Origin of the sequence: Bradyrhizobium sp. IAR9 (genome assembly GCF_013408065.1) — a bacterium.
Taxonomy (GTDB): domain Bacteria; phylum Pseudomonadota; class Alphaproteobacteria; order Rhizobiales; family Xanthobacteraceae; genus Bradyrhizobium.
This window is the reverse complement of the sequence record NZ_JACBZW010000017.1, coordinates 90,585-103,536: the sequence shown is the minus strand read 5'-3', so window position 1 is coordinate 103,536 and position 12,952 is coordinate 90,585. Positions and strand designations below refer to the sequence as shown.

Annotated in this window: 11 protein-coding genes and 1 pseudogene; 11 read left to right on the top strand and 1 reads right to left on the bottom strand. The window is 64.2% G+C overall.

Annotated features, from left to right (window positions below):
• Positions 1 to 49: 49 nt before the first annotated feature.
• Positions 50 to 1,241 (bottom strand): annotated as a pseudogene (locus GGD67_RS40010) (Rieske 2Fe-2S domain-containing protein).
• Positions 1,242 to 1,446: 205 nt separating this feature from the next.
• Here GGD67_RS40010 and GGD67_RS33725 point away from each other — a divergent pair.
• The 11 genes from GGD67_RS33725 to nuoG all read left to right on the top strand — a co-directional run bounded on the left by GGD67_RS33725 (position 1,447) and on the right by nuoG (position 12,949).
• Positions 1,447 to 1,962, top strand: a complete 516-nt coding sequence (locus GGD67_RS33725; RefSeq protein WP_179738905.1) for a MarR family winged helix-turn-helix transcriptional regulator — start codon at positions 1,447 to 1,449, stop codon at positions 1,960 to 1,962.
• Positions 1,963 to 2,139: 177 nt separating this feature from the next.
• A complete protein-coding gene (locus GGD67_RS33720) occupies positions 2,140 to 4,395 on the top strand; it encodes a TonB-dependent siderophore receptor (RefSeq protein WP_179738801.1) in 2,256 nt (751 codons plus the stop codon).
• A 568-nt stretch (positions 4,396 to 4,963) separates the two neighbouring features.
• Complete coding sequence (locus GGD67_RS33715) at positions 4,964 to 5,329, top strand: NADH-quinone oxidoreductase subunit A (RefSeq protein ID WP_018320139.1); 366 nt, start codon at positions 4,964 to 4,966, stop codon at positions 5,327 to 5,329.
• Complete coding sequence (locus GGD67_RS33710; protein WP_026202310.1) at positions 5,320 to 5,907, top strand: NADH-quinone oxidoreductase subunit B family protein; 588 nt, start codon at positions 5,320 to 5,322, stop codon at positions 5,905 to 5,907. Before GGD67_RS33715 ends, GGD67_RS33710 begins: the two co-directional genes overlap by 10 nt.
• 11 nt (positions 5,908 to 5,918) lie before the next feature.
• The gene (locus GGD67_RS33705; RefSeq protein ID WP_104462902.1) at positions 5,919 to 6,533 is read left to right on the top strand and encodes an NADH-quinone oxidoreductase subunit C; all 615 of its coding nucleotides are present in this window, start codon (positions 5,919 to 5,921) and stop codon (positions 6,531 to 6,533) included.
• Between the two features lie 2 nt (positions 6,534 to 6,535).
• On the top strand, positions 6,536 to 7,732 hold the full coding sequence (locus GGD67_RS33700) for an NADH-quinone oxidoreductase subunit D (RefSeq protein ID WP_018320142.1): 1,197 nt from the start codon (positions 6,536 to 6,538) through the stop codon (positions 7,730 to 7,732).
• Entirely contained in the window at positions 7,732 to 8,697 is a 966-nt protein-coding gene (locus tag GGD67_RS33695) for an FkbM family methyltransferase (protein ID WP_179738903.1), read from the top strand. Before GGD67_RS33700 ends, GGD67_RS33695 begins: the two co-directional genes overlap by 1 nt.
• Before the next feature lie 12 nt (positions 8,698 to 8,709).
• Complete coding sequence (nuoE, locus tag GGD67_RS33690; RefSeq protein ID WP_179738799.1) at positions 8,710 to 9,321, top strand: NADH-quinone oxidoreductase subunit NuoE; 612 nt, start codon at positions 8,710 to 8,712, stop codon at positions 9,319 to 9,321.
• Positions 9,321 to 9,527: a hypothetical protein gene (locus GGD67_RS33685; RefSeq protein ID WP_092257322.1), complete on the top strand. Its 207-nt coding sequence runs from the start codon at positions 9,321 to 9,323 to the stop codon at positions 9,525 to 9,527. Before nuoE ends, GGD67_RS33685 begins: the two co-directional genes overlap by 1 nt.
• A 15-nt stretch (positions 9,528 to 9,542) precedes the next feature.
• Positions 9,543 to 10,868 carry an NADH-quinone oxidoreductase subunit NuoF gene (gene nuoF, locus GGD67_RS33680; RefSeq protein ID WP_179738797.1) on the top strand — a complete coding sequence of 442 codons (1,326 nt, stop codon included), beginning with the start codon at positions 9,543 to 9,545 and terminating at the stop codon, positions 10,866 to 10,868.
• Positions 10,869 to 10,873: 5 nt separating this feature from the next.
• Entirely contained in the window at positions 10,874 to 12,949 is a 2,076-nt protein-coding gene (nuoG, locus tag GGD67_RS33675) for an NADH-quinone oxidoreductase subunit NuoG (RefSeq protein WP_179738795.1), read from the top strand.
• The last annotated feature ends 3 nt before the right edge of the window (positions 12,950 to 12,952 follow it).

The following is a 12,952-nucleotide window of genomic DNA, read 5'->3' as shown; positions in this document are numbered from 1 at the left end:
TTGTGTTTATTGTCGTTAATGGTCCAGCCCGGAAGTAGGGGCTGGAAGGTCAGCCTTCGCGGATGTAATTCCCCGCTTCGAATTCGACCGGCGGCGCGCCGGCATCGAACGAGACGCCGATCGGGTCGCGGCCTGCGGCGAGTGCGTCGAGCTGGTCGCTCAGCATGCGCCGGATCATGAGGATCCCGCGGTCGCTCTGGCCGAAATGCTCCTCGGAATGGATCGTCACCTCGCCCTGGCCGACCTGGGCCTCATAGTCGCCCGGAAATTGCTGGTGCTCTTGCTCGGTCATGTCCCACCAGAACTTGCCGTTGAACTTCGAGCGCATGCGGCTGATGTCGCCGGAGTTCTTGACGCGGCCGGCGACGTAGATCCGGAAGGAGCCATCGTCGATCGGAAGCACCCAGCCGATCGACTCGACGCGCGCGAACTGCGCGACGCGCGGATTCGGCACGACGCGCAGCGTCGGCAGCGCGGCCTCGCTGACGCGATAGAACACCTTGCCGTCGTCCTGCTTGCGCTCGGAGCGCACGAGGACGCCGCGCGGCGATTTCTCGAACCTCACCTCCGGGATCGACGCCATCATGTTGGTGAATTGCGGTCCGGAGAACGAGCCGTGCAGCACCGGCACGTGATAGGGATCGACCACGTTCTCGAAATGCTGCAGCCAGTTGCAGGGGATGATGGCGGGGCCACCGCCGCCGATCGAGGAATCATCGGCCTCGACCAGCTCACCGTCGTCCATTGTCTCCAGGCATTCGTAAGCCGGCAGCACCGGGCGTTTCCCGGCCGGGCCCATATAGGCGAAGATCAGGCCGTAGCGTTCCTCGACCGGATACCAGGGCTGGCGCACCTTGTCCTTGAACTGGCCGCCGTCGGGCTCGCAGGGCTGCTCCAGGCAGTGGCCCTCGGGTGTCGAACTTCCAGCCGTGATAGCAGCAACGGATGCCGTCCTCCTCGACCTTGCCATAGTAGAGCGTGGTGCCGCGGTGGCAGCATCGGGCGTGCACCAGGCCGGCGCGGCCATGCTTGTCACGGAACAGCACCAGATCCTCGCCGAGCGCGCGCACCTTCTTCGGTGTGTCGGTGGCGTCACCGACGAGCCCGACCGGGTGCCAGTAACGGCGCAGCAGCTCGCCCATCGGCGTGCCGCGCGCGACCGAGGTGAGCTCGGTGCGGGTGTGCGCCGGCTTCATCGCATAGGCCGTGCCGAGGTCACGATCCCGCTGGGTGATGGTCATACCTGGTTCCTCCCGCTTTGGCCGGCCCTTTTCGGCACTTGGATCCAGTGAAAGATAATTCGATGACAATGTCAACGATCTTCCAAATGCCTCTTAATCGCATTTGATGAAGCGTCCGGCCGGACTTGGCAGGCTCGGACTTGGCAGGCCCGGACTTGGCAGCGTCGGGCTTGGCAGGCTTGGGCTTTCTTGGCAGAGGTGGATGATGAGCCAGACCGAGAGCAGGGGCGGGGCGACGTCGCCCGCAGCGGACGAGAGCGAACCGTCGGCCCCGATCACCTTGATGCTGTCGTCGCGACTGATGGTGCTTGCCAATCTGCTCAAGCGCGGCGCGATCCTGCGTTACAAGCGCCTTACCGGATTGTCCTCGGTCGAGTTCGGTCTCGTCGCCTCGCTGGGCCGCCGGCCGCCGATGAGCGTGGCGCGGCTCGCCGAAGCCGTCGGCCAGGACAAGGGACAGATCAGCCGCGCGCTGGCCAATCTGCTCTCGCGCAAGCTGATCGCAAAGACTGCGAATCCGAAAGATAGCCGCGAGGTGCTGATCTCGCTGACCCCAGCGGGGCTCGCCGCGCATGATGCGATCGTCGAGGGCGCGCAGGAGCGCAATCGGCGCCTGCTGGAACAGCTGAGCGAAGCCGAGTTCCACACGCTGCTGGGACAGGTCGACCAGCTCACGGCGATCGCCGCCGAGATGCTCGAGAGCGAGAAGAACGCGCGCTGATCATCCAGCAATCTCTGAACATGTTGGATCGCTTCTAAGAGTCTTTCTAAGAAGCTTTCAATTAGGGAATTCTCGCGCGCTCCCATAAGCGTCACCTCCAAGCGCATGCCGTCCGGGGACAGGCGGCATGACGCATCGAACATGCAGCTTTGGGGTGGCGCGTTGAACAGTCTTGGAATGCTGCGGTCGGCCGTGTTGGCGACCGCGTCCGCTTGGGTTTTGATGCCGCAGGCATCGCTTGCACAATCGTCCGCGCAGGGTGGCGCAGCGAGCCTGCCGCCGGTGACCGTCACCGCCCCGGAAGCGCGCCGCCGCGCGACCACGACCCCTCAGCGCCGTGCGCCGCGGTCGTCGGAGCAGATCGCCAACAGGAACAGGCCGCAGCCGCAGCGCAACGTCGGCTTCGTCGAGACGCCGCGCGGCCCAGTGAACGGCTACGTCGCGGGTCGCAGTTCGTCCGGCACCAAGACCAACACGCCGATCATCGAGACGCCGCAGTCAGTATCCGTCATCGGCGCCGAGCAGATCCGCGACCAGAAGCCCAACAAGCTCGATGAGGTCCTGCGCTACACTGCCGGCGTGCGCGCAGGGACTTTCGGCACGGATACCCGCAACGACTGGTGGTTGATCCGCGGCTTCAAGTCCGAGGACATCGGACTGTTTCTCGACGGCATGCAGCTGTTCTACACGTCCTATGCCAGCTGGAAACTGCAGACCCCCAACATGGAGCGGGTCGAGGTATTGCGCGGTCCGTCGGCGGTGCTTTACGGGGGATCAAGCCCGAGCGGCATCGTCAACGTCATCAGCAAGATGCCGCCGGCCGAGCCGATCCGCTACATCGAGGCCGGCGTCAATAATTTCGGCAATGCCTATATCAGTTTCGACATGGGCGGTCCGGTCGCGACGAGCCCCGAGAACGGCAAACTGTTCGCGCGCGTGGTCGGCCAGGTCCAGAACGGCGGCACGCAGGTCAACTTCACGCCGGACAACAACTACGTCATCGCACCGTCGTTCACGTGGAAGCCGGATGCCGACACGAGCTTCACAGTGCTTGCGTCTGCCTCGAAGCAGGACACCCGCGGCATCAACTTCCTGCCCTACCAGGGCACGGTGACGAACGCGCCGTTCGGCAAGATTCCCACGAGCTTCTTCGTCGGAGATCCAAGCGTGGACAAATTCACGCGCGAGCAGGAGATGCTGGGCTATCAGTTCGAGCGCAATCTAACCGACGACCTGACGTTCCGCCAGAACGCCCGCTTTGCGCATGTCGACATCAGCTACCGCGGCTATGTCGGCAACGATTGGGACAGCATCAACACCGCCACGATGGGACGATATAATTGGTACGCGAAGAACACCGCCAACCAGGCCAATCTCGATAATCAGCTCGAGTATCGCTTCAACACCGGTCCGGTCAGACACACAATGCTGTTCGGCGTCGATCTGAGAGGCTACCAGATCGACGATTATCAAGCCTTCGGATTCGGCGTACCCTCGATCAACGTTTTCAATCCGGCCTATGGGGGAGCCGAGGTTGCGTTGCCGAGCGCGCCGTTCCGTAACTTCCTCATCACACAGAAGCAGGCCGGCACCTATCTCCAGGACCAGATGAAGCTCGGCAACTTCACGCTGGTGCTGAGCGGCCGCAATGACTGGGTCGAAACGACGCAAGAAGCGCGGGACACCGGCGCAACCGTTGCCAGTCGTGACGACAGCAGGTTCAGCGGCCGCGCCGGACTGATCTACAATTTCGACAACGGCATCGCGCCCTACGTCTCGTATTCGACGAGCTACAATCCGATCATCGGCCTCAATGCGACGAACCAGCTGTTCCTGCCGGAGACCGGCAAGCAGGCCGAAATCGGCGTGAAGGTCGCGCCAAAAGGCTTCGATGGCTATTTCACGGTTTCGGCTTTCGATTTGGTCCGTCAAAACGTCGCGACGACATTACCGGGCAGCGTTCCGGTCTTGCAGAACCAGACCGGCGAGGTGACCTCGCGCGGCATCGAGCTCGAAGCGGTGGCCAATGCCACGAAGGAGCTGAAGTTCATCGGCGCCTTCACGTCCTATCATCTCTTCAACAGCAAAGACCTCGACCCGACCCTCGTCGGCAAGACGCCGACCAATACGCCCCAGCTTCTGGTGTCGGGATGGGCCGACTACACCTTCAAGGATGGACCGTTGGAAGGGTTCGGCTTTGGCGGTGGCGTGCGTTACATCGGCCCGTCCTGGGCGGATGCTGCAAACACCCTCGAAGTTCCCGCAGTCGTGCTCGGCGATCTCGCGCTCCACTATGAATGGCAGAACTGGCGTACGGCGCTGAACGTGATCAACCTGACCGACAAGATCTATGTCGCGAGCTGCGCGTCGGCCACGTCGTGCTTCTACGGCGATCGCCGGCGTGTCACCGCCAGCGTCTCCTACAAATGGTGAGGGCGGGATAAGGGCGGCGCCATCTGGCGCCGCCGCTCTTCCTCACGAGATAGATGAGCTCCCGGGCTATGCCCCCCAGCCCGAAGCTCATCCGAGCGCGGCGCGCGCGACGGCCCAGGATGTCGCCGTCGCCGCGCTCGCGGCTGGACCCCGGCCGGACTGCAATATATCGCCTGAGGCGGGGCTCGCCCCCCGCGCGATGCATGGCTCGTGCCTGCCTTGCCTGTGGATAGGCTGCTCGGAGCGGCTGCGGGCTTGGTGGGTGGGAATGCGGCCGACCAGCGGCAATCGTCGTTTTAATGTGTATTTTGCCGCGCCGCGGCCTACATAAAGTGGGCCTTCCCAAACAGCAGACGCCACGGCCGCGGGCCCGAACCGCCCTTGCTGGCCTTGGCGATCTGCTCCATACCAACGCGGGGTGATTCCGGGATTTTCACCGTTCTGGGGGCGGCAAAGGGCCTAAAAAGAGCGTGTCTTGCGCCCATTGGTGCACTGCGCTAAGGCTCAGAATAATTCCAAATCGGACGAATCCGTGGCTGTCCCGAGGCTGCGGGAAAAAGGGCTCGCCATGAGCGGCATTCTGCAGAACTATCTTCCACTCGTCGTCTTTATAGGGGTAGCGGGCCTCATTGGCCTCGTGCTGCTGATCGCGCCCTTCGTCGTGGCGTTCCAGCAGCCGGACCCGGAAAAGCTGTCGGCGTATGAGTGCGGTTTCAACGCCTTCGACGACGCGCGCATGAAGTTCGACGTCCGCTTCTATCTCGTCGCCATTCTCTTCATCATCTTCGATCTCGAGGTGGCGTTCCTGTTTCCCTGGGCGGTGGCGTTCGGCAAGCTTGGCGCGACCGGCTTCTGGTCCATGGTGGTGTTCCTCGCCGTGCTGACGGTCGGGTTCGCCTATGAATGGAAGAAGGGAGCACTCGAATGGGATTGAACCCCGTGTCGTCCACAGGTCCGGCTATCGCGCCGGCCCCCAAGGGCATCCTGGATCCGTCGACCGGCCGGCCGGTCGGGGCCAATGATCCGTTCTTTCTCGAGGTCAATTCCGAGCTGTCCGACAAGGGCTTCTTCGTGGCTGCGACCGACGACCTCATCACCTGGGCCCGCACCGGCTCCTTGATGTGGATGACCTTCGGTCTCGCCTGCTGCGCGGTCGAGATGATGCAGGTGTCGATGCCGCGCTACGACGTCGAGCGCTTCGGCTTCGCGCCGCGTGCCTCGCCGCGCCAGTCCGACGTGATGATCGTCGCCGGCACGCTGACCAACAAGATGGCGCCTGCGCTGCGCAAGGTCTACGACCAGATGCCCGAGCCGCGCTATGTCATCTCGATGGGCTCCTGCGCCAATGGCGGCGGCTACTATCACTATTCCTACTCGGTCGTGCGCGGCTGCGACCGCATCGTGCCGATCGACATCTATGTGCCGGGCTGCCCGCCCACGGCGGAAGCGCTGCTTTACGGCGTGCTGCTGCTGCAGAAGAAGATCCGGCGCACCGGCACCATCGAACGCTAAGGTTTTACGTCATGGACGACGCCAAGCTCGACGCACTGGGGCAGACGATCGTTAGCGCGCTTCCGGGCGCCGCCATCGGTCATTCGGTGGCCTTCAACCAGCTCACGGTTGATGTCGAAGCCAGCAAGATCGTCGAGGTGGTCAAGTACCTCCGCGACGATCCGAACTGTCGCTTCATCAACTTCACCGACATCACGGCCGCGGACTATCCCTCGCGCGAGAAGCGCTTCGACGTGATCTATCACTTCCTGTCACCGACCCTGAACGCGCGGATCCGCCTCAAGGCCCAGGCCGACGAGACCACCCAGGTGCCGTCGCTGATCGAATTGTTCCCCGGCGCCGACTGGTTCGAGCGCGAGGCCTACGACCTCTACGGCGTGTTCTTCGTCGGCCATCCCGACATGCGCCGCATCCTCACCGATTACGGCTTCGAGGGCCATCCGCTGCGCAAGGATTTCCCGACCACGGGTTTCGTCGAGGTCCGCTACGACGACCAGGAGAAGCGGGTGGTGTACGAGCCCGTCCGGCTCAACCAGGAATTCCGCAAGTTCGACTTTTTGTCTCCGTGGGAAGGTGCCGACTACCCGGTGCTTCCGGGGGATGAAAAAGCGGGGCCGAAGGTCTGATCATGAACGAGCAACCTGAAAATCTCCGCAACTTCACCATCAATTTCGGGCCGCAGCATCCGGCCGCGCACGGCGTGCTGCGTCTGGTGTTGGAGCTTGACGGCGAAGTCGTCGCGCGCGTCGATCCGCATATCGGCCTGCTTCACCGTGGCACCGAGAAGCTGATCGAGCAGAAGACCTACCTCCAGGCGATCCCTTACTTCGATCGGCTCGACTACGTCGCGCCGATGAACCAGGAACACGCCTTCTGCATGGCGGCCGAAAAGCTGCTCGGCATCGAGGTGCCGCGCCGCGGCCAGCTGATCCGCGTGCTCTATTGCGAGATCGGCCGCATCCTGTCGCATCTGCTCAACGTCACCACGCAGGCGATGGACGTCGGCGCGCTGACCCCGCCGCTGTGGGGCTTCGAAGAGCGCGAGAAGCTGATGGTGTTCTACGAGCGCGCCTCGGGCAGCCGCATGCATGCGGCTTACTTCCGCGTCGGCGGCGTGCATCAGGATTTGCCGCAGAAGCTGGTCGACGACATCGAGGCCTGGTGCGATCCGTTCCTGAAAGTCGTGGACGATCTCGACCGCCTGCTCACCGCCAACCGCATCTTCAAGCAGCGCAACGTCGACATCGGCGTGGTGCCGCTGAAGGAGGCCTGGGAGTGGGGCTTCTCGGGCGTGATGGTGCGCGGCTCGGGCGCGGCCTGGGACCTGCGCAAGTCGCAGCCCTATGAATGCTACGCCGAGATGGATTTCGACATTCCGATCGGCAAGAACGGTGACTGCTACGACCGCTATCTGATCCGCATGGAAGAGATGCGCCAGTCCATCCGCATCATGAAACAGTGCATCCAGAAGCTGAACGCGCCCGACGGGAAGGGCCCCGTTGTCGTCGCCGACAACAAGGTCGCGCCGCCGCGCCGTGGCGAGATGAAGCGCTCGATGGAAGCGCTGATCCACCACTTCAAGCTCTACACCGAAGGCGTTCACGTGCCGGCCGGCGAAGTCTACGCCGCGGTCGAGGCGCCCAAGGGCGAGTTCGGCGTCTATCTGATCTCCGACGGCACCAACAAGCCGTACAAGTGCAAGATCCGCGCGCCGGGCTTTGCGCATCTGCAGGCGATGGATCACATCTGCCGCGGCCATCTGCTCGCCGACGTCTCGGCGATCCTCGGCTCGCTCGACATCGTGTTCGGAGAGGTCGATCGGTGATGGGGCAGCAGGCGCCAATCCAGTTTGACCGCGCCTCGGGGGCCCTTGAAGGGGCCAACCTGTGGGAGCGGACGGCTGCCTTGGCGCTTGTGACGGGATCGAAGATCTCCTCGCACTTCTCGCATATGGGCTACATCGCCTGCGCGAATTTGCTGCGGAAGACGCTGCCTGAGCGCAACATCGCGATCAGGCTCAATCCCGATGCCGTGTTCGAATTCCCTTACGGCGACGGCTATTGGAGCAAGCTGCTCAACCGCTCCTACAACTATGAGGACGAGCTCGAGCTGCTGTTCGCCGATAGCGTCGACGTCGACTACACGTTGCTCGATTGCGGTGCCAATTACGGCTATTGGTCGGTGCTGGTGTCGAGCAAGCCGTTCGGCTCGCACAAGGCGATCGCGATCGAGCCGTCGGGGCAGAACTATCCGAAGCTCGCCAACAACGCCCGGGTCAACGGCAATCGCTTCGAGACCATGAAATGCGCGATCGGCGCCACCCGCGGCACCGCGCGTCTTTCAGGCACCAAGCACGAGGCCTTCAGCATCGCCGGCGATCCCTCCGCGGGCGGTGAGGACGTGCCGGTCATCGCTCTCGATAATCTGATCGAGGACGGCAAAGTCGCAAGGGCCGGCAAATACCTGATCAAGCTCGACGTCGAGGGCGTCGAGATCGAGGCGATCAAGGGCGGCGCGCGTCTGCTCCAGGCCGACAGCGTCATCATGTGCGAGGAGCACGGCAGCGACCGCTCTCATGCAGTGTCGCGCTTCATCCTCGAACAGACCCCGCTGAAGCTGATCGTGTTCGATCCGCGCAGCAACCGGATGGAGACCGTGACCGAGCTGTCGATCCTCGACCGCATCAAGGTCTCGACCCATGTCGGCTACAATGTTTTCGGCACCGCAAGCGCATTTTGGCAGGACAGGATCGAAGCCCTGAATGCGAAAACAGCGCGCCGCATGCAGTGAGAGATTGAAGAGATGTCCGTTCGCCGATTAGCACCGAAGGAAGTCCAGCCCGCGAGCTTTGCGTTCACGGAGGAGAACCTCGCATTCGCCAAGCAGCAGATCGCGAAATATCCGGCGGGACGTCAGGCCTCCGCCGTCATCGCCATCCTCTGGCGGGCCCAGGAGCAGCACGACGGCTGGGTCTCGGAAGCCGCGATCCGCGTCATCGCCGACATGCTCGACATGCCCTACATCCGCGTGCTGGAGGTGGCGACCTTCTACACGATGTTCCAGCTCGCCCCCGTCGGCAAGAAGGCCCATGTCCAGGTTTGCGGCACCACGCCGTGCCGGCTGCGGGGCGCCGAGGACCTGATCCACGTCTGCGAGCACCGCATCCATCACGAGCCCTTCCATCTCTCCAAGGACGGCAATTTCAGCTGGGAAGAGGTCGAGTGCCTGGGCGCCTGCGTGAACGCGCCGATGGTGCTGATCGGCAAGGACACCTATGAGGACCTGACCAAGGAAAGCTTCGGCAAGGTGCTCGACGGTTTCGCCTCGGGCAATCCGCCCAAGCCCGGTCCGCAGAACGGCCGCCAGTTCTCGGCGCCGATCACCGGGCCGACCTCGCTGAAGGAGAGCACCTGATGGGTGATCTCTCGCAGCCTTCCGTGCAGGAGAGCGATGCCATGAAAAAGTGGGGCTTCATCGCGTTGCACGCCGCCGTGGCGGCCGCTTTCATTTTCCTGCTGCAGCGTTTCGGCCTGAACGCGTCGCTGGAATCCAGTCTGCTCTGGGCGCTGACCTTCGCCGTCTGCGCCGCCGGACTTGCCTACAAGCAGACCATTCGTTGATCGGAAAGCACTGATATGCTCGAGGACAAGGACCGCATCTTCAAGAACCTCTACGGCCTCCACGATTGGGGGCTCGAGGGTGCGCGGCGCCGCGGCGCCTGGGATGGCACCAAGAACATCATCGACAAGGGCCGCGACTGGATCATCAACGAGATGAAGGCGTCAGGCCTGCGCGGCCGCGGCGGCGCCGGCTTCCCGACCGGTCTGAAATGGTCGTTCATGCCGAAGGAATCGACCGACGGCCGGCCGAGCTATCTCGTCGTCAACGCCGACGAATCCGAGCCCGGCACCTGCAAGGATCGCGAGATCATGCGGCACGATCCGCATCTCCTGATCGAGGGCTGCCTGATCGCGAGCTGCGCGATGAACGCGCATGCCTGCTACATCTATGTCCGCGGCGAGTTCATCCGCGAGCGCGAGCACCTGCAGGCCGCGATCGACCAGGCCTATGAAGCCAAGCTGGTCGGCAAGGACAACGTCAACGGCTGGCCGTTCGACATCTACGTCGCCCACGGCGCCGGCGCCTATATCTGCGGCGAAGAGACCGCGCTGCTCGAAAGCCTCGAAGGCAAGAAGGGCCAGCCGCGCCTGAAGCCGCCGTTCCCGGCCAATGTCGGCCTGTTCGGCTGTCCGACCACCGTCAACAACGTCGAGTCCATCGCGGTTGCGCCGGACATCCTGCGCCGCGGCGCGGCCTGGTTCGCCGGCATCGGCCGTCCCAACAATGTCGGCACCAAGCTCTTCTGCATCTCCGGCCATGTCGAGCGGCCCTGCAACGTCGAAGAGGCGATGGGCATCCCGTTCCGTGAGCTGATCGACAAGCATTGCGGCGGCATCCGCGGCGGCTGGGACAACCTCAAGGCCGTGATCCCCGGCGGTTCGTCGGTGCGCATGGTGCCGGCCGAGCAGATCATCGACACGCCGATGGATTTCGACAGCCTGAGCAAGCTGCGCTCGGGCCTCGGCACCGCGGCCGTGATCGTGATGGACAAGTCCACCGACCTGATCCGCGCCATTGCCCGCATCTCCTATTTCTACAAGCACGAGAGCTGCGGCCAGTGCACGCCGTGCCGCGAGGGCACGGGCTGGATGTGGCGCGTGCTCACCCGCATGGCCGAAGGCCGCGCCCACAAGCGCGAGATCGACATGCTGCTCGAGGTCACCAAGCAGGTCGAAGGCCACACCATCTGCGCGCTCGGCGATGCTGCGGCATGGCCGATCCAGGGCCTGATCGCGCATTTCCGTCACGAGATCGAAGCGCGTATCGACCAGTATTCGCATAGGGCCGATGTTGACGATATCGGCGTCCGCGATCCCGTGAACATGGTCGCGGCGGAGTAAGAAGAATGACCAAGCTCATCATCGACGGCAAAGAGATCGATGTGCCCGCCGAGTACACGCTGCTTCAGGCGTGCGAGGCGGCCGGCGCCGAGATTCCGCGCTTCTGCTATCACGAGCGGCTGTCGATCGCCGGCAATTGCCGGATGTGCCTCGTCGAGGTGAAGGGCGGCCCGAAGCCGGTCGCGAGCTGCGCCTGGGGCGTGCGCGACTGCCGTCCCGGCCCCAAGGGCGAGCCGCCGGAGATCTCCACCCGTTCGCCGATGGTGAAGAAGGCGCGCGAAGGCGTGATGGAGTTCCTTCTCATCAACCATCCGCTGGACTGCCCGATCTGCGACCAGGGCGGCGAGTGCGATCTGCAGGACCAGGCGATGGGCTATGGTGTCGACACCAGCCGCTTCGCCGAGAACAAGCGCGCGGTCGAGGACAAATATCTCGGCGCGTTGGTCAAGACGTCGATGAACCGCTGCATCCAGTGCACGCGCTGCGTCCGCTTCTCGGCGGAAGTCGCCGGCGCGCCCGAGATGGGCGCCACGGGGCGCGGCGAGGATATGGAGATCACGACCTATCTCCAGCACGCGCTGACCTCGGAACTGCAGGGCAATCTCGTCGACATCTGCCCGGTCGGCGCGCTGACCTCGAAGCCGTACGCGTTTGCCGCGCGCCCGTGGGAGCTTGGCAAGACCCAGTCGATCGACGTGATGGACGGCCTGGGATCTGCGATCCGCGTCGACACCCGCGGCCGCGAAGTCATGCGCGTGCTGCCGCGCATCAATGAGGCCGTGAACGAGGAGTGGATATCCGACAAGACCCGCCACGTCGTCGACGGCCTGCGCACCCAGCGCCTGGACCGGCCCTACATCCGCGAAGCCGGCAAGCTGCGCGCGGCGAGCTGGACCGAGGCTTTCGCCGCGATCGCCGCCAAGGCAGCACGCACCGACGGCAAGCGCATCGGCGCGATCGCCGGCGACCTCGCCGGCGTCGAGGAGATGTTCGCGCTGAAGGATCTTCTCGCCAAATACGGCTCGGGCAATCTGGCGGTGCAGGGCGGCGACGCCTTCGACCCCGCGCTCGGTCGCGGCTCCTACATCTTCAACCCGACGCTGGCGGGTGTGGAGCAGGCGGATGCGCTGCTCATCATCGGCGCGAACCCGCGGAAAGAGGCGGCCGTGTTCAACGCCCGCATCCGCAAGCGCTGGCGCGCCGGCGGCTTCAAGGTCGGCGTGATCGGGGCCAAGGTCGATCTGACCTACGACTATGACCATCTCGGCGCGGGCACCGATACGCTCGGTGAGCTCGCGGCCGGCAAGCACTCGTTCATGGACGTGCTGAAGAACGCCAAGAATCCGATCATCCTGGTCGGCGCGTGCGCGGCCTCGCGTCACGACGGCGCCGCCATTTTCGCCGCCGCCGCCAAGCTCGCGCTCGATGTCGGTGCGGTCAAGGACGGCTGGAACGGCTTTGGCGCGCTGCACGAGACCGCTTCGCGCGTCGGCGCGCTCGATATCGGCTTCTCTGCCACCGGCGGCGGCCTGAACGCCGCGCAGATGACGACGTTCGGCACGCTGGACTTGCTGTTCCTGCTCGGGGCCGACGAGATCAACGCGCCTGATGGTACCTTCGTCGTCTATATCGGCACCCATGGCGACCGCGGCGCGCATCGCGCCGACGTGATCCTGCCGGCGGCCGCCTATACCGAGAAGTCCGCGATCTACGTCAACACCGAAGGCCGCGTGCAGATGACGGGCCGCGCCGCGTTCCCGCCGGGCGAAGCTCGCGAGGACTGGGCGATCGTCCGTGCGCTGTCGGAGGCGCTCGGCAAGAAGCTCGGCTATGACTCGCTGGCCGCCTTGCGCCAGGCGATCTTCAAGGCCGTGCCGCATCTGATCCGTCTCGACCAGATCGAGGCCGGCTCGGCCGACCAGATCAAGAAGCTGGCGGGGAAGGGCGGTTCGCCCGAGAAGGCGCCGTTCAAGCCGCTGGTCGAGGACTTCTATTTGACCAACCCAATCGCGCGTGCGTCTGCCGTAATGGCGGAATGCTCGCGCCTCGCCTCCGGGCACATGCTGACCGCAGCGGAGTGAGCG